Source organism: Nocardioides zeicaulis, from assembly GCF_042432345.1.
GTDB classification, from domain to species: domain Bacteria; phylum Actinomycetota; class Actinomycetes; order Propionibacteriales; family Nocardioidaceae; genus Nocardioides; species Nocardioides zeicaulis.
Map to the genome: position 1 here is coordinate 1640136 of NZ_JBHLXH010000001.1, position 17753 is coordinate 1657888.

The following is a 17753-nucleotide window of genomic DNA, read 5'->3' on the forward strand; positions in this document are numbered from 1 at the left end:
CGGCACTAGCCTCTGCTTCACCAAGGCGGAGCCACACACGCTCCGAAACGGGCAGAGCGACATCAGTCGTGAACCCACCGTGCCGGGCCGGATGTGAGCCAGCTGAGCACGCGACTCGAGGAACGTCGCGATGCCCGTCTGCTCCAAGATCTCGTATCCCGACCAGCGGACTGCCCAGCGCTTCATGCGGGCGATCCGGCAGAGGTACGCAGACTCCGGCCGCAAGGTGCCCTGCCGCGCCTACCCGTGCCCCGCATGCCGGTCGTGGCACCTGACCTCACAAGGTCCGAGGCAACCGGCGCCCTGGGTTCGCGCTGCACGCGCGTCATAAGCGGCGAAGTGACGTACGTCGCGATTCATTGGTGCAGCGGTCAACTTGCCGGACCTCAGTGATCCGGGGAAGAAGGGCATCCACCCGGGGCGACTGCTTGCAAGCATCTATTGCTGGGATGCAATTCTTCGACGAACCGCGCAGTAGGGCTCGACTCATCTGCCGCCCAGACCCAGGTCTCAAACGACGGCCTTGGTGAAGGGGTAACGGACGCTCAAGCGCGGTCAATCTATGGCAGCGCTTGGGTCCTCGCCAGATACGTCCCAGCCCCGTAGGTTGTCTGAATGAATCATGCTCAAGAAGCGGGTTGCCGGTCCTTGACTTCCACTCAGCGCAAAGTCGAGATCGCGTCCTGTAACCCAGGAAGGTTGAGCCGGACGACGCTGGAGCGTCCGCAGTGCAGGAGGAAAGCTCGGGCTAAGCTTACAACAGCGATCCGCGGAAAGCGGCAGCCGCGAGTGTGTAACCGCACAGTCGCTGCGGCTGGCGGCGGTGCTATTCATGGATGACGCCGTCGTCAGCGCGCTTGGAACGGGGCTCAGCGTGACGACCTTCTTGGTGGGTTTTGCGTCAATACGGCTCCGCGGTCAACGCGACCGTGCAATAACGCAATCAGACGGGGTGTTGAGGGATCTCGTCCGCGCGTCGAGCGACGGTCGAGCCCTAAGCGACGACGAAGTTGAGCAGAGCACAGGCGGGTTCGTGGAGGCTAAAGCTATAGACCCGGTAGCAAAGGGCGCAGTCTGGTTTTACTGGTTCGTCGCATCCTCAATGTTGTGCCTATGCGCGATAGGAGGTGTCAAGTCCGGAGCCGAGTTCACCCCCGTCGTTGCGGACTGGACAGTCGATTCCTACGTTGTCGGCTTCTTGATGCTCCTTCAACTCGGCGTCTGCGGGGCCGGTACGGCTGACTACTTGTTCGTTCGTCGGGACCTCGACGTGCGACTGCGCGAAAGCACTTTGGGGATAGTCGAGCGCGCGATTGCCGCCCGGAATGCACCCGACTACGACGAAGCACACAGGCTCGCGGACGACCTCATCCGTCGACTTCCATCATGGCCCTGGGCGTACGCGTTCCGCGGTCACGTCCGGATGTCGCTCGGCAGGAAGGAGGCCGCACTGGAGGATTTTGACAAAGCCCTAATGCTTCGGTCGGACGATCCTGTTGCTCGACTTGCTCGGGCCGAACACAGGCTCGCTGCTGGCGACGCAGCCGGAGCGTTAGAGGACTTAGGTGAGCTCCCGCCTGAGCGACACAGGGAACACGCAGTACTCAAGTTGAAGGGAAGTGCGCTTTACAAACTCGGACGCCGTGACGAGGCGGTCGTCATCTTCGACCAGGTCGTCCGTCGAAACCCTGACGATCCTGAAGCTCGCGTGCGTCGCGGGGAGGCACTCGCTGAGTCGGATTCGCGTTCGGCGGCCCACCGGCGCGGTTCGATCGCCGCACTTGAAGTTCTCGTGATGGAGGAAGGCGAGCGAGTGGCTCTAACGGCCCTCTCGCAGGTTGGGCGAGACAACTTGTCCCGGCGGAATGTCAAAATGGCGATCCAAGATTTCTCGTTCGCTCTAGCTCAAGCACCGACGGATCGCCGGTTGCTTCGTCTACGAGGGGACGCGTACATCCGCAACGGAGACTTAGAGGCTGGGGAACGCGACTTCGAGAAAGCGCTGAGCGGCGCGGACGACAAGGAGCGGGCGATCGGTCTCAGGCAGCGCGGGCGCGCCCGGGAACGCGCTGGGGATAACGCCGGGGCTCTTGCAGACTTCACGGCGTCCATTGAGGTCCTTCCCACGCATCAAGCGCTCTTCTATCGTGCGCTTCATCACGAGCGGTTCGAGCGAACGGTTGAAGCGTTGGAGGATGTGGAAGGTGCTGTTTCGCTCGCCCCCGATGACGATGACTACTTGTCGCACCGCGCCGCTCTGTTGGCGGCGGGTGGCGAAGTCGGCGAGAGCGAGGCGGCCTTCCGGGACGTTGAACTTCGCTTCCCTGCGAACTCCCACAATTATTCCCTGTGGCTAGGGACAATGCTACGTCGCGGTGCGATCATCGACGGCCTCGGCTTGGCCGCTCGAGCAGTGGCAGCGTGCCCCGAGGACGCCGGCGTGCGGCTCATGGCGGCACGGATTAAGTCCGAGAACGGACAGTATGAAAGGGCGTTGGCTGACGTGGATGCTGCGAGGGAGCTCGGCGCTGACGAGGCGCAGGCTGACTACGTGGCGGCCAGGATTCTTGCCGACGCGGGCAGACTCGATGAGGCTGAGGCTAGCGTCGCACGTGCCGCGGCAGCTCCGTCCGATTATCAGCACGTGGCTCTTATGACGCGATATGTCGTTCGCCGACGTAGGGGTGATTTGTCAGGAGCGATAGCTGACGTTAGTCGCGCGATTGAGATCACGCCGGGCGCCTCAGAGTTGTTTGTTCGACGTGCATGTGCGCGCCTAGCGCTTACCGGGGCGAACACCGACGCACTCGATGACATTGAGGAGGCTTTGAAGCTCAATCCGGGTTCATCGTCCGCACTAAATCACCTTTCTGAGTACTACTTAACAATCGGCGACGCCAACAAGGCTGTCGCGGCCGCCGAAAATGCGATCGCTCACAGTGGAAGCGGACGCAGCAAGCGGCTATTGGCAAGCAGCTACTTCCTTGCGCGGAGATGGGCGGAAGCGATTGACCTGCTGGCTGAGCTGGTCCGAACAAACCCAAGCGACGACGACTCCCTCTGGAGCCTTGCAGCGGCCTACTCGAACAGCGGAAGATTCGTGGAGGCAGAAGCGACCTTCGCTGCGCTCGTTCAACTAGACAACTCAAACCTGGATGCTCGAGCTGGACTTGCTGTATCGGTCAGTCAGCAACACCGCAGTCGAGACGCGGTCTCTCACTTCCGCACGCTCAAGGCCGACTTTGGCTTGGCTAGCCAAGAATGGATCGACAAGCGGTTGCACCCAGACCTCCTACCTGAGTACTCGGTCGTCATGAACGACTGGGAAACCGCGCTTATGCCACCCGACGCGGTCGAAGATCAGGCGGCAGATCCGCCGAGGGCAACCTGAGGCGCCGAGTCTTACGCGTGGTTCGAGCGCATCTGTGGCACGTCCATTCTGGGCATTGGAATGCGCCTGCACCGCGATGCAGGTCTCGCTAGACCCCGGCGACATAGGCCGTGAGGAAGTGGACGCCGCGGCAGTCAAGGTTGCCGCGGGCGCGGTCGTAGTGCTCGGTGGTGGGTGGGTCGGAGTGCCTGACGAGGATCTGTGCATCGCGCAGCGGGACGCCGGCGTCGAGGGCGTTGGTGATGGCCGCGTGGCGAAGCGAGTGCGGGCTGACGTGGCGCGGAATTGCTGCGGCTTTCGCGATGCGGGCGACCATGCGATAGGCGTCCCGCCGGTCGATGGGATTGCCGGACACGGGGCGCGGGATGAGCCGGCCCTCCGTCCGATCTCCTCGGCAAGCTTCTAGGACCCGCAGCACAGGAACGGTGATCGGCATGGTGGTCGGCTTGTCGCTCTTCCCGACGAGATGGATCACTCGGTGTCCGCGCAGAGTTTCGGAATAGTCGTCGATCCGGACCGCGGCCGCTTCAAAGGCACGGAGTGCGTTGACGCCGAGTAGGAACGCCAAGGCGCCGTGGCTGGACGGTGAGGGTCTGGGCGACTTGGAGGAAGCGGATGAGCTCAAGGCGGTCCAGGCCTTGGGTGCGAGACTCGTTGCGGTGCACTCGCGGTAGGCGTGCATAGACAGCCGGATCGGACACGATGAGTCCGTTGATGTGGGTGTGGCGGAAGTAGCCGCGGACGGCGTGCATCGACGTCACTACCGAAGACGCCATCAGCCCGGCTTGTCCGAGGTGGCGGATGTAGAGCTCGATGTGAGCGCGCTGGATCCCGACGAGCGGGTCGAGCGTGTTGGTCCGCACCACGCGAACCAGCGCCGCAGCTGGGAGGAGTACAGCGTGTGGGTGTGCCCGGCGTAGCGAGCAAGGTACGACACCGCGGCAAGTTGAGCCGAGGTCATGGCATCCGGTTGGGACGGCAAGAGGGTGTTCATCGGTGTCACCTGGCGGAGTTGGCCAATCCTCGCCCTGATCCGCCGAGCGTGGACGAGGCACTTGCCCGACGCCAAGTCCGGCAACTGCTGCCCCGGGATCAACTCTTGCCCCGGGATCGCCGTCACCTCCAGCAATGCTCAGACCGGGTCTGCGAACGGCGGCTACCGTCCAGGCGTGGACGACACGACTGCGCCAGCCGAGAAGCGGATGCGCCTGCGCTATGCCGGCACGTGCCGGGTCTGCGACGCAGCGCTGCCCGCGAAGACAGAGGCTGTATACGAGCGAGAGACCAAGACCGTCCGCTGCCTGACCCACGACCACCATGTGCCCGAGCCCGTCGCTGAGCCCGTCGTCGAGTTCAACATCGGCGAGGCCGGGAGTTCCGCGCGACGCGAGTTCGAACGCCGCAAGGCCGGGCGCGAGCAACGCATCCGCGCCAAGCATCCGAAGCTCGGTGGTCTGATCCTGGCGCTCAGCGACGAACCTCAGTCCGCCACAGCCTGGGACAGTGGAGCCCTCGGCGAAGAACGCCTCGGTAGCCGCCTCACCTCGTTGCAGTCCGAGACATGCCGGATCCTCCACGACCGGCGCATTCGCGGCAGTCGCGCGAACATCGACCACCTCGCCGTGACGCCAACGGGCATCTACGTGATCGACGCTAAGAGGTACAGCGGCCGACCGCAGCTCCGGGTCGAAGGCGGGCTCCTGCGCCCGCGTGTGGAGCGCATGATGGTCGGACGCCGAGACTGCACCAAGCTGGTCGACAGCGTCCTCAAACAGGTCGAAGTCGTTCGCACCGTCGTCGGTGACCAGGCCCCGGTGCACGGCGTCTTGTGCTTAGTCGACGCAGACTGGCCGCTGATCGGCGGCGCATTCACCACGCGCGATGTCCAGGTCCTCTGGCCCAAACTATTGCAGTCGACCCTCGGATCTCCCGGAGCCCTCGACGCTGACGTGATTCACCGAGTCCACCGAGACGTCGCATCGGCCCTTCAATCGGCCTAACGCCGAGCGGGCACGCGGCGCAATGGGCTAGGTCGGGCTAACACCGTTGCGCGCAGCACACCAAGGACATACAAGTCGCCGTTCGTCGACTGCTTGCCGCTCCGCAGGTGCCGCACCCGGTAACCTGCTCTGGCCGCCTGGGGAGTCGGTAGAGGTCACAGCTCGAAGCGCTCTCGTCGGCACGACCGAGCAGGACTACGCGAAGGCAGCAGCGAGTGCAGAAGGACATCCTCGAGGAGCGACGCTACCTGTCCGAAATCGCGGTCTGGCCGAACCCGAAGCGACTGGATCTCCACGGTTGGCTTGCAAACTTCGACGACGGCATGGACCAAGAAATCGCAAAAGCCCTACTGGGCTCACATGTGCATATCGACGGCGAACAGGTAAGGCACGCCGTGGCATCGACGCTTCGCCAAGTATCTACCTACCCGGAGTTCGGCACGACGTACGAACGCCCGTCTAGGTGGACGGAGTTCATGGACCGAGTGATCTTGTCATTCCCGCTTGGTCGCTCCGGCGATGACACTGCCTCGGGCTATCTCTTTGGCCGGATGGCGGAGCAGCTGGGGATCCCGGAAAATCGTATCCTCGCCAGCGACACTCTCGTTAAGAGCCTCGACGCCGAAGAAGCGAAGCCCATCATTTTTCTTGATGACCTTGCAGCGTCGGGGACACAGTTTGTGCGCAACTGGAAGCGGAACTATCCCACCCCGCGCGGCAAGACGTCCCTTGAGGCGCTCAAGAAGAACGGCGCCATATCCGCGGCCTACTACGCACCCCTAATCGCAACTTCGAAAGCGAAGTCAAAGATCGAGGAAGAGTGCGACGTTCCAGTCGTCGCTTCGTACATCATTGACAAGGAGTACGAAGCTCTGGACCCAAACACGCGGCTACTACCCGAGAACCTCAGACCGATGATTGCGGCTTTCCTGACAAAGTACACACCCAATACCGGGAAAAACGAAGACGGAAACGCCGGGTTCGGTGATCTCGGGCTATCGCTGTCATTTCACCACGGCTGCCCCAATAATACTTTGCCGGTGCTAAGAACCGGACCTCGAACGGAGACCTGGACGCCATGGGCGACGGACTGATCAAATCCGGTTCCAATTTACTTGAGCAACTTAACCGCGCGTTCGGCCAAGTGCGAGCAGAATATCAAAGCGACGACGAACTTTACCGGCAGTTCTCGGCGCCCCTCTACTTCAACCAACTACTAGGCATCAGTCCTAGCTTCCTAGTCGGCGGAAGAGGGACTGGCAAAACAACGACGCTTCGTTCGATGTCATTCGGCGGACAAGCGAGGGTGGTCGGATCTGACGATCCACGAAAGTGGGATGTCGTCGGCGCATATTGGAAAGTCGAGCCGAACGTCGTGACGGTGTTTCGGGGCAAGGGCGTGAGTGAGGAGACCTGGTCCGCAGTCTTCTCCCAATACCTCAACCTGAAACTGAGCTCGATGGTTGTGGATTACGCCATCGCCGTTGATGCACACGCCCAACGTACAAATCTCGACGATCACCAATTGCTACTCTTCACCCGTTCATTGCACATGGAACCGTCGACGGATCTGACTCAACTTTCGCAGGCACTGGATCTTGCTTTAGTCGATGTCGAGACGAAGATTAATGGAAATATCTCTGGGCTCGCCACTCTTCCCGTATCTCTTCCCGGGCGACCCCTCGACTATCTATTCAAGGCTATCGGCGGACTGGCGGTCGACCGTTCTCGGCCGTTCATGTTTTGTTTGGACGAGTACGAAACCCTAGAAATCTACCAGAAGAAAATTTTGAACACGCTTATCAAGCAAGTTGGGAAAGCGCCTTATACATTCAAGATCGGCGTTCGCAATAGGTTGTCGATCGTCACTGACACGCTAATTGACGCTCAGCCGATTCAGGATCCCGCCGACTTCACGACAGTCGACATCATCAGCGATTTGAAGGGCGAATCTTTCGAGAAGTTTGCGTCGACGGTGATTGGTCAGAGGTTCGATCTCATTGGTCGGGGCGAGGTAGACCCTGCAATCATTCTTCCGGCCCTAACGCTAGAACTGGAGGCCGACCTACTGGGTGCGGGTCGAGTCAGGGACGAATTGCTGAGCAAGATGACGTCCGATTCGACTGTCGGTGAGGCCGAAGTTGAGTTTCTGCGGAATCTCTCGAACCTGCAGGCGTGCATGGTCAGCAAGTGGGCAGATTCACACCACGAGCCGCCCTCTATCGTTCTGAGGTTTGCGATGACCAATCCCAAAGAATGGAATGGTCGCATGGTCAACTACGGCTATGCGATGCTTTTCTCTCTTCGCGAGAAGCGGATCGGTGAAAGAAAATACTACGCTGGCTGGAAGCAGTACTGTCAACTTGCCGACGGGAACATCCGTTACTTAATCAGGCTGGTTTACGAGGCCCTCAGGATGCATGCCCTTGAGGGCGGTGGTCTCGACAGTCAGGTTTCGGTTCAGCATCAGACGCGCGCCGCGGCACGTGTTGGGGAGACCACCATTCGCGACCTTCAAGGATGGTCCCGTCATGGGGCGGCGTTGACCCGTCTCGCGCTCGGTTTGGGAAGCATCTTCGGAACACTGGCGCGCGAAGCGCCTCTGGCAACCCCTGAAGTGAATCAGTTCCGTGTCACGTACGCGCGCGGTCGAGTGGAGGATGCGGACGTCGACCAGCTGCTGAACGAGGCTGTCGGTCAGGGGATCCTTCTCAGTTTTGAGGGTGACAAGAACGCTCGTGGTTCAGTCGTGACTCGCGAGCCGGACTATCAATTGCATCCGGTCCTGTCGCCGTATTTCGTGTACAGCTCACGACGCAAGCGCCGAATGCACCTTCGAGCGGAGCAGATCCTGGCTCTAACGCAACGGGAGAGCGCGAACAGCACCGCGCGCGGAATCCTGAGTACAAGGATCGGAGGCTCGGACGCGGAGTCGATCCAGTTAAGCCTTTTGGAGCAGCCATGATTAACATTGCGGCGCCTTCGTTCACTCGACGTCTCGACTCCAGCGAGATCTCTTCAGTGGGGATCACCCATTTGATCTACGGTGCGGACATTGAGGAAGAGCGAGCCGAAACTATCGTAGAGGAATTGAGTTCAATTGCCGGTGTGCGGTTATGCCGAGTAGAGGCGATTGATGACGCGCTTTGTCACATCCACGGCCTGGATACAACGCTGAACATCTTTGAGTGGGCTGAGCTCGAGGCGTTTGCTCAATCCATGCGAGGGATCGTGGCAATCGATCTGACCAGCCTTGAGCACCGAATTTGGGCACCTTTCGTTAAGGCGCTTGTAATTGCAGGACCGGAGATAGTGGCGCTGTACGCCGAGCCGAATGACTATCGCAGAAGCGAAGAGTTGCCCGGCGTGTACGACCTAAGCACAACTCGCGGAATCGAGCCCCTCCCTGGCTTCGCCCACCTGTCGCGTCGATCCGACGACGAAGGACATTTCGCACCTCTGCTGGGATTCGAGGGAGCTCGCCTCGGGCATGTGATCGACCAAGAGGAAGTAGAGGTCAGTCGCACAGATCCCATCGTCGGTTCACCTGGATTCCGTCCCGAGTACCCGACTTACACCTATCTTGAGAACCGAGACTTCCTTGAGTCTGGGAGAATGTACTCCCGAGTCGAACTGGCTAGAGCAAGCTGCCCGTTCGAGGCCTACGAAGCGCTCTCGCGGATCCACCAGCGCTACGGGATGAAGCATCTTCGCGTAGCTCCGATCGGAACAAAGCCACACGCCTTGGGCGCTGTCCTGTTTGCAATTGCGAACCCCGCGCTTGTGGAGCTGATCTACGACCACCCTGTTCGCTCGAAGGGACGTACTCGCGGTTCGCGTGGAGTGTATGTCTACGAGGTGAGCGGATTTGTCAACTGGGTGAATTCGTGAGATGACCCTCTTGAATTCTCTAGATGCCTACTACTCTCCGCCCTGGCTTGCTGCTGAGTTGGCCGCCGCTCTTCCGTCCGGCCTGCGTGGGGTGGTTCTCGATCCGAGCGTGGGAGGCGGCGCCCTTCTCACTGCGATCGGGGCTCGGTTCGGTGCGGACGTCCAACTTGTCGGATTGGACGTCGATGGTACGACTATTGCAGCTCTTAACGCCAGTCACGGTGAGTGGCTGCTCAGTCGGGCCAACCTTCTGAATACCCGGTCTCGGCGCGCGAGTCATGCGTGGCGGCTCGCGTGCAGCGAAGTTGCTGCAGTAGTCATGAACCCTCCTTTCTCCTACCGCGGAAACGGTGGCGCGATCGTCCGGTTTCATGAATTTGAGGGGCGAGTGGCGCCGGCGATGCAGTTCTTGTTGGCAGTATTGACGGATCTGCGGCCCACTGATGGCGTTTACGCGGTGCTTCCAGATGGCGCCCTCGACTCGGATAAGCACGCGGCCTTGTGGTCCGTGATTCAGTCTAGATACGGAGTTGAGCGACTCCAACGTTTCAGGACTACAACCTTCAAAGGCGCGCGAGTTTCGACTTGGCTAGTGCGCATCGTGAGCGGCCGCAGCCATCTGGAGTCTGTTCCACCGCCGCCGCCAGCACGGGCGCTCGCGCAGCAGAGCTGTCGGTGCGTCAGTTTGATTCGTGGGAATGTCCCAGTTTACCGATTGGCCGAATTCTCTGGTGTCGATAACGTTCCCTTCTTGCACACCACCAATCTTCGACAAGGTGGGTCTGAACTGTCGGCCAGTTCGACGAACGCGGTCGAGGCACCGATTGCGATCGTGAATCGAGTTGGAAAGTGGCGGGACCCAGAGTGCGTGGATTTGGGACGGGTCGTCTTGAGTGACTGCCTGATCGCACTTCAACCGCACATCAGAACCCAGATTCAGCCTCTGATGGCTGACTTAGCTAATGCCGCGGACGTGTTCGCGGCCGCCTACCGTGGGACGGGAGCGCCGTACATAACTGTGGCAAGAGTCTCTCAGCTTCTGGAGCACCTCGGCTGGTTGCCCCGTCGTGCGTACCCCGGCCAGCCCGTCGCTGTGTGCTCGTGCGCTGCTGTGCGGCAGCCCGACTCTGCTAAGGCTGACTGGCCGCTCCAGTAGCGCAAGCCTCCGCCCGTCGCTGAAGCACTCGGCTGAATCGGGACCACTACTGACATCGTGAGAACGACGCTGGCCGCCCTGCACGACTGACGAGATCAGTACGTGTTGGGCTCGTCATTCTGGGCGGACTGGAGCAGGATCAGCCTGTCGGTAACGACCAGGTCCACTGCGTGACCGCGCGCGCCGGCGTCCAGCCGGAGAAGGTGCCGATGGGTTCGGCCGTTTCGACGCCGATGCGGGTCAACGCGCCACCGTGATCGGCGTACGCGCGGGCGAGCAGGGTCTCGGTCTCGAGCGTGACGCCGTGGACGACGAGGCGGCCGCCGGGCTTGAGTGCGGCGAGGCAGATGTCGAGGACGCCCTCGCGGGTCGCGCCGCCCCCGATCAAAATGGCGTCGGGGGCGGGGAGGCCGGCCAGCGCGTCCGGGGCGCGGCCCTCGACCACTTGGAGGTCGGGCACTCCAAGGGCGGAGGCGTTCCGGGCGATCCGGGCGGCCCGTTCGGAGTTCGACTCGATGGCGATCGTCCGGCAGGTCGGGTGGGCACGCATCCACTCGATCCCGACCGACCCCGCGCCGGCGCCGACGTCCCAGAGGAGCTGGCCGGGGGCGGGCATGAGGCGGGCGAGGGCGGACGCGCGGAGGTCGCGCTTGGTGAGCTGGCCGTCGTTCTCGTAGGCCGAGTCCGGGAGGCCGGGCGCCCAGGACGCCAGTCCGGAGCCGGCGACCTCAAGCGCGATGACGTTGAGCGCAGGCGCCGACTCGGACCAGGACGACGCGACGCCCGACACCGACGACTCGGACGGCGAGCCCAGGTCGCCGAGGACCGTCATGGACGACGAGCCCCAGCCAGCTGACGTCAGAAGTTCGGCAACAGCGGCGGGAGTCGAGGCGTCCGAGGACAGCACCAGCACCCGCCGCCCGGGCGCGCACTCGCGCAGCACGGTCGAGATCGACCGCCCGACCACCGTGACGACCGAGTGCGACGAGGACGACCACCCCATCCGAGCCCGTGCCAGCGCGACCGACGAGACGGCAGGCACAACCCGTACCGAAACCCCCAGGTCGAGCAGCGTCGTCGCGATCCCCGACACCAGCGGGTCCCCCGAGGCCAGCGCGACGACCCGCCGGCCGGCGTACGAAGCGAGCAACGAGGGGAGGCCAGACGACAGTGGTGACGGCCAGGGCACCCTCTCCTGCCCGGACACAGGGGGCACGAGCCCGAGATGACGGGACCCACCCCACAGCACCGGCGCCTCGAGCACGAGCGACTGCGACGACGGCGAGAGGGACGCGAACCCCTCGGCGCCGATCCCGACGACGACGACCTCGGCGGGCACCCCAGTGGCAGACATGGCGGCAGACGCTATCGTGACGCGCACCAAGCGAGAGGTGCCCCGAAGTCTGGGGAGAATCTGGGAAGCCGGTGAGAATCCGGCACAGGGCCCGCTGCAGTGACTCGTGACGCCGAACCTGGCGATCCGAGAAGTCTGAAGACCGGCCTCCCGCTGCCCATGAAGCTGGCAACGAGAGCGGGAGCCCCCATGCCACTGCACTACCCCCTGTCCGCCGTCGTCCCCCCGACGCCCGGCCGCGACGACATGACGCTCGCGCTGGTCCTCACCACGATCTCCCCCGAGGTCGGCGGCGTCCTCGTGCGCGGCGAGAAGGGAACGGCCAAGTCCACGACCGTGCGCGCCCTCGCCTCCGTGCTGCCGCCGATCGAGGTGGTCGCCGGCGACCGGTTCTCCAGCGCCCCCGGCGACACCTCGCCCGACGGCACCTGGCCGAGGGATGCCGAGACCGAGACCCGGCCCGTACGCCTCGTCGAGCTGCCGGTCGGCGCCACCGAGGACCGCGTGCTCGGCTCGCTGCACCTGTCGAAGGTGCTGGCCGACGGCGTCGCCGAGTACGAGCCCGGCCTCCTCGCCCGCGCGCACCGCGGCATCCTCTACGTCGACGAGGTCAACCTGCTCCACGACCACCTCGTCGACCTGCTCCTCGACGCCGCCGCGATGGGCCGCTCCACCGTCGAGCGCGACGGCGTCTCGGTCGCCCACGCCGCGCGCTTCGTGCTCGTCGGCACCATGAACCCCGAGGAGGGCGAGCTCCGGCCCCAGCTCCTCGACCGCTTCGGCCTCACCGTCGAGATCGCCGCGCCACGCGACCCGCAGGTGCGCGCCGAGGTCGTACGCCGCCGCCTCGCCTTCGACGCCGATCCGCAGGCGTTCGTCGAGCAGTACGCCGACGCCGAGCGCGAGCTCACCGACCGCATCGCGGAGGCCCGCAAGCTGCTCCCCGAGGTCGAGCTGACCGACGCGGTGCTGACCAAGGCGGCCGAGGTGTGCGCCGCCTTCGAGGTCGACGGGATGCGCGCCGACATCGTCACCACCCGCACCGCCATCGCGCACGCCGCGTGGCACGGGCGCACCACCGTCACCCGCGCCGACATCCGCCAGGCCGCGCTGCTCGCGCTGCCCCACCGCCGCCGGCGCAACCCGTTCGACGCCCCCGGGCTCGACGAGGACCTGCTCGACGCGATCCTCGGCGACGACGAGCCGGAGCCCGAGCCGCCGGCGCCCCAGCCCGACGGGGACGGGGACGGGCAGGGCGACTCGGAGGGCGGGCCGACGGACGACGGAGCTGAGTCACTCGACTCGGACAGTCCGTCGACCGAGGACACGGGCGTCGAGCCGGACGCGGGGGGCGCTCCTCGACCGCCGAAGGCCGAGGCTGAGTCGCCAGGAGACTCACGGACCAGCGTCGCCGGGGCCACCGAGCCCTACCGCGTCCAGCGCCTCGAGGTCCGTGGCACGGGAGCGGGCGAGTCGGGAAGGCGCTCCCGCGCGCTGACCACCAACGGCAGGCGAGTCGGGGTCGACCCGAACGGCGAGGGCGGGCTCCACCTCGTCGAGACCATCCGCGCCGCGGCGCCACACCAGCGCTCGAGGGGCCGCGAGCAGGGGCGACTCAGGTTCGAGGAGACGGACCTCCGGACCGCCCGCCGCGAGGGCCGCGAGGCCAACCTCGTCCTGTTCTGCGTCGACGCGAGCGGCAGCATGGCCGCGCGCAGGCGGATGGAGCAGGTCAAGACCGCGATCCTCAGCCTGCTGCTCGACGCCTACCAGCGTCGCGACAAGGTCGGGCTGGTGACCTTCCGCGCCGACGCCGGGGAGGTCGCGCTGCCGCCGACGCACTCGGTCGACATCGCCGCCCGGCGCCTGTCCGAGCTCCCCGCCGGGGGGCGTACGCCGCTCGCGGAGGGCCTGCTGACCGCGGCCGACGTGCTCCGCGTCGAGCGCGTGCGCGACCCACGCCGACGCCCTTTGCTCATCGTGATCACCGACGGCCGCGCCACCCACGGCGCCGACGCGGTGGCGCGCAGCCGGCAGGCCGCGCAGTGGATCGCCGAGCAGGGCACCACCGCGGTCGTCGTCGACTGCGAGCAGGGCCCGATGCGGATGGGCCTCGCCGCCCACCTCGCGACGGCCATGCGCGCCACCCACCTGCCGATCGCCGACGTCAGCGCCCAGGCGCTGACCGGCGTCGCGCGGGCAGCCGCATGAACGCCAGGAGCAACGACACCCTGAGCCGCGACCTCTACGACGTCATCGCCCGCCGGCGCGACGTACGGGCCGAGTTCAGCGGCGAGACCGTCGACCTCGGCGCGCTGCGGCGGGTGCTCGACGCCGCGCACAGCGCCCCGAGCGTCGGGCACAGCCAGCCGTGGGACTTCGTGCTGGTCTTCGACGACGAGAGGCGCGACGCGTTCGCCCGTCACGTCGAGACCGAGCGGCAGGTCTTCGCCGAGCAGCTCGACGACGAGCGCCGCGCGACGTTCGAGAAGATCAAGGTCGAGGGGGTGCGGGAGTCGGGCCTCGGCGTCGTCGTCACCCACGACCAGGGCCGCGGCGGCGACCACGTGCTCGGCCGCCACGCGATCGCCGACACCGGCTTCTACTCCACCTGCCAGGCCATCCAGAACCTCTGGCTCGCCGCGACCGCCGAGGGCCTCGGCGTGGGGTGGGTGTCGTTCTACCGCGAGGAGTTCCTCGCCGACCTCGTCGGGCTGCCCGACGGCGTACGCCCCATCGCCTGGCTCTGCCTCGGCCCCGTCCGCGAGCTGCAGACCGTGCCCGACCTCGTCCGCCACGGCTGGCGCAAGGGCCGCAGCCTCGACGACGCCATCCACCTCGAGACCTGGAGGTCCTGATGCCGCAGGGTGTCCCTACCGCCGTCCCCGACGACGGCCTCACCACGGCCCAGCGCCGCAACCGCCCGCTGCTGATGGTCCACACCGGCCCCGGCAAGGGGAAGTCGACCGCCGCCTTCGGGCTGGCGATGCGCGGCTGGAACCAGGGCTTCAGCATCGGGGTCTTCCAGTTCGTGAAGTCGGCCAAGTGGCGCATCGGCGAGCAGACCGTGCTCGAGCGCCTCGGCCGGCTGCACGAGGAGACCGGCGAGGGCGGGCCCGTCGCCTGGCACAAGATGGGCTCCGGCTGGTCGTGGTCGCGCAAGGGCGGCACCGAGGAGGACCACGCCGCCGACGCCGCCGAGGGCTGGGCCGAGATCACCCGCGCGCTCGCCGAGGAGCGCCACGACCTCTACGTGCTCGACGAGTTCACCTACCCGATGAAGTGGGGCTGGGTCGACGTCGACGAGGTCGTCGCCACGCTGACCGCACGCCCTGGCAAGCAGCACGTCGTCGTCACCGGGAGGTACGCCGACCCGCGCCTGGTCGAGGCCGCCAACCTCGTCACCGAGATGGGCCAGGTGAAGCACCCGATGGACGTCGGGCAGAAGGGTCAGCGAGGCATCGAGTGGTAGCCCTCCCCCGCCTCGTCGTCGCCGCGCCCGCGTCGGGCCACGGCAAGACCACCGTCGCCACCGGGCTGATGGCCGCGCTCGCGCGCGCCGGCCACACCGTCAGCGGCCACAAGGTCGGCCCCGACTACATCGACCCCGGCTACCACGCGCTCGCCACCGGCCGCCCGGGCCGCAACCTCGACCCGCACCTCGTCGGCGAGGACCTGCTCGTCCCGCTGCTGCTGCACGGCGCGGCCGGCGCCGATCTCGCGGTGATCGAGGGCGTGATGGGGCTCTACGACGGGCAGATCGGCGGCGACGGCTTCGCCTCGACCGCGCACGTCGCGAGCCTCACGCGTACGCCGGTGGTGCTGGTCGTCGACATCTCCTCCGCGTCGCGCACCATTGCCGCGACCATCCACGGGCTCCGGACCTGGGCGCGGCCGCCCGTCGACGTCGTCGGGGTCGTGCTCAACAAGGCCGGCTCCGCGCGCCACGCCGACGAGGTCGTGCGGTCCATCGGCGACATGCTGCCGGTGCTCGGCGTGCTCCAGCGCGACGACGGCATCGAGGCCCCGTCGCGCCACCTCGGGCTCGTGCCCGCCGCCGAGCGCGGCGACGCCGCGGCAGCCCTCGACCGGCTCGCCGCCCAGGTCGCGGAGAAGGTCGACCTCGAGGCCGTCGTACGGCTGGCGCGATCGGCGCCCGACCTCGACGCGACGCCGTGGGACCCCGGGGTAGTCCAGTGGCAAAGCGTGGTGGAACCGCACCCCGGGCAGCGTCCTGCCACTGGACTACCGGGGCAGGGGGCACGCATCGCGGTCGCCGGAGGCCGAGCGTTCACGTTCCGCTACGCCGAGACGACCGAGCTGCTCGAGGCGGCCGGGGCCGAGGTCGTGGAATTCGACCCGCTGACCGACACCCGGCTTCCGGAGGGCACGACGGGGCTCTACCTCGGCGGCGGCTTCCCCGAGATGCACGCCGCCGACCTGGGCGCCAACGAGCGGCTGCGCCGCGACATCCGTACGTCGATCGCGCGGGGGCTGCCGACCGTGGCAGAGTGCGCGGGCCTGCTCTACCTCTGCGAGTCGGTGCAGGGCCCCGACGGACCGGCGGTGCCGATGGTCGGCGCGATCGACGCGACCGCCGCGATGGCGCCCCGCCTCACGCTGTCCTACCGCACCGCCACCGCCCCCGCCGACGACCTGCTGTCTCGGAAGGGCGAGCAGGTCACCGGCCACGAGTTCCACCGCACCCACCTCACCCGCGCCTCCACCGGCCACCCCGCCTGGCACCTGCCCGACGCCGCCGGGGTCGCGACACCGAGCCTGCACGCGTCCTACCTCCACACCCACTGGGCCGGCCACCCCCACCTCGCCGCCCGGTTCGTCGCAGCCGCGGCGGCGTACGCCGGCCCCGGCCTGCGCCACCACGGCGACCGGGAGGCGAGCGCCGGGCTGGTCGACGTCGCCGTCAACGTCTTCGACGGCCCGCGCCCGCGCTGGCTCGACCGCGCCCTTGTCGAGTCGCTCGACGAGGCCGACCGCTACCCAGACGCCCGCGAGGCCGAGGCCGCCGTCGCCCGGCGCCACGGTCGCGAGCCGGACGACGTCCTTGCCACCGCCGGCGCCGCCGAAGCCTTCACCCTGATCGCGCGGATGCGGGACTGGCAACGCCCGGTCGTCGTGCACCCGCAGTTCACCGAGCCCGAGGTCGCGCTCCGCACGGCCGGCCACGTGCCCGACCAGGTCGTGCTGCGCCACGAGGACGGCTTCCGCCTCGACCCCGCGCAGGTGCCCGACAGCGCCGACCTCGTCGTCATCGGCAACCCGACCAACCCGACCGGCGTCCGCCACCCCGCGGCCACCGTGAAGGCGCTCGCCCGGGAGGGCAGGCTGGTCGTCGTCGACGAGGCCTTCCTCGACGACGACGTCGAGTCACTCGCTGGCCAGCGAGAGGCAGGCGTCGTCGTCCTCCGCAGCCTCACCAAGCTCTGGTCGATCCCGGGCGTCCGCGCCGGCTACCTCCTCGCCGAGCCCGACGTCGTCGTCGCGCTGCGTGCGCAGCAGACACCGTGGTCGGTCTCCGCGCCGGCCATCGCCGCACTGATTGCGACGAGCACCGAGGAGGCCGTCGCCGAGGGCCGCGCGCGGGCCCGCGAGCTCGACCGGCGGCGCGCGCGGCTGCAGGCCGGCCTCGACGAGCTGGGCGTGGAGACGGTGCCCAGCACCGCGCCGTACGTCCTGGCCCGCACCGGCGCCGGGAGCCGGGAGGCCTTGCGCCACGCGGGTTTCGCCGTCCGGAGGGCCGACACGTTCCCCGGACTGACCGCCGAGTGGGTCAGGATCTCCGCGCGGAGCGACGCCGTCACCGACGAGCTGCTGAGTGCGCTACGCTCCGTGCACCCAGTCCTGAGGAAGCCGGTGGGAATCCGGCACAGTGGCGCTACTGTGACACCGCTCTGAGCAGCTGAGAGCGGTGAAGTCAGACCCGACGGACTGGAAGTCACT

General features: G+C 66.2%; 11 protein-coding genes and 1 riboswitch. Of the genes, 9 read left to right on the forward strand and 2 right to left on the reverse strand.

Features of this window, described 5'->3' with window-relative positions; genetic code table 11:
• The first annotated feature begins 832 nt into the window (after positions 1–832).
• A complete protein-coding gene (locus ACFFJG_RS08055) occupies positions 833–3391 on the forward strand; it encodes a tetratricopeptide repeat protein (protein ID WP_378518082.1) in 2559 nt (852 codons plus the stop codon).
• Between the two features lie 88 nt (positions 3392–3479).
• On the opposite strand, the gene ACFFJG_RS08060 is transcribed toward ACFFJG_RS08055, so the two are convergent.
• Positions 3480–4073 carry a tyrosine-type recombinase/integrase gene (locus ACFFJG_RS08060; RefSeq protein ID WP_378518083.1) on the reverse strand — a complete coding sequence of 198 codons (594 nt, stop codon included), beginning with the start codon at positions 4071–4073 and terminating at the stop codon, positions 3480–3482.
• A 487-nt stretch (positions 4074–4560) separates the two neighbouring features.
• On the opposite strand from ACFFJG_RS08060, the gene ACFFJG_RS08065 reads away from it, so the two are divergent.
• From ACFFJG_RS08065 to ACFFJG_RS08080, 4 genes are all read left to right on the forward strand, one after another.
• Entirely contained in the window at positions 4561–5391 is an 831-nt protein-coding gene (locus ACFFJG_RS08065; protein ID WP_378518084.1) for a nuclease-related domain-containing protein, read from the forward strand.
• 215 nt (positions 5392–5606) lie between these two features.
• Positions 5607–6485 carry a phosphoribosyltransferase-like protein gene (locus ACFFJG_RS08070; RefSeq protein WP_378518085.1) on the forward strand — a complete coding sequence of 293 codons (879 nt, stop codon included), beginning with the start codon at positions 5607–5609 and terminating at the stop codon, positions 6483–6485.
• Positions 6470–8356 (forward strand): ORC-CDC6 family AAA ATPase, encoded by a 1887-nt coding sequence (locus tag ACFFJG_RS08075; RefSeq protein WP_378518086.1) that lies wholly within the window; start codon positions 6470–6472, stop codon positions 8354–8356. Before ACFFJG_RS08070 ends, ACFFJG_RS08075 begins: the two co-directional genes overlap by 16 nt.
• Positions 8353–9282, forward strand: coding sequence for a hypothetical protein (locus tag ACFFJG_RS08080; protein ID WP_378518087.1), 930 nt, complete (start codon positions 8353–8355; stop codon positions 9280–9282). Before ACFFJG_RS08075 ends, ACFFJG_RS08080 begins: the two co-directional genes overlap by 4 nt.
• A gap of 1295 nt (positions 9283–10577) precedes the next feature.
• On the opposite strand, the gene cbiE is transcribed toward ACFFJG_RS08080, so the two are convergent.
• Positions 10578–11792 (reverse strand): precorrin-6y C5,15-methyltransferase (decarboxylating) subunit CbiE, encoded by a 1215-nt coding sequence (cbiE, locus tag ACFFJG_RS08085; RefSeq protein WP_378518088.1) that lies wholly within the window; start codon positions 11790–11792, stop codon positions 10578–10580.
• A gap of 18 nt (positions 11793–11810) precedes the next feature.
• Positions 11811–11957, forward strand: a riboswitch (cobalamin riboswitch).
• A 24-nt stretch (positions 11958–11981) separates the two neighbouring features.
• Here cbiE and ACFFJG_RS08090 point away from each other — a divergent pair.
• From ACFFJG_RS08090 to cobBC, 4 genes are read left to right on the forward strand one after another with little or no spacing between them, the layout of a single operon-like run.
• Entirely contained in the window at positions 11982–14003 is a 2022-nt protein-coding gene (locus ACFFJG_RS08090; protein ID WP_378518089.1) for a magnesium chelatase subunit D family protein, read from the forward strand.
• Positions 14000–14650, forward strand: coding sequence for a 5,6-dimethylbenzimidazole synthase (gene bluB / locus ACFFJG_RS08095; protein ID WP_378518090.1), 651 nt, complete (start codon positions 14000–14002; stop codon positions 14648–14650). Before ACFFJG_RS08090 ends, bluB begins: the two co-directional genes overlap by 4 nt.
• On the forward strand, positions 14650–15264 hold the full coding sequence (cobO, locus tag ACFFJG_RS08100; protein WP_378518091.1) for a cob(I)yrinic acid a,c-diamide adenosyltransferase: 615 nt from the start codon (positions 14650–14652) through the stop codon (positions 15262–15264). Before bluB ends, cobO begins: the two co-directional genes overlap by 1 nt.
• Positions 15258–17708 carry a bifunctional hydrogenobyrinic acid a,c-diamide synthase/histidinol phosphate aminotransferase CobBC gene (gene cobBC, locus ACFFJG_RS08105; RefSeq protein ID WP_378518092.1) on the forward strand — a complete coding sequence of 817 codons (2451 nt, stop codon included), beginning with the start codon at positions 15258–15260 and terminating at the stop codon, positions 17706–17708. Before cobO ends, cobBC begins: the two co-directional genes overlap by 7 nt.
• Positions 17709–17753: the final 45 nt, after the last annotated feature.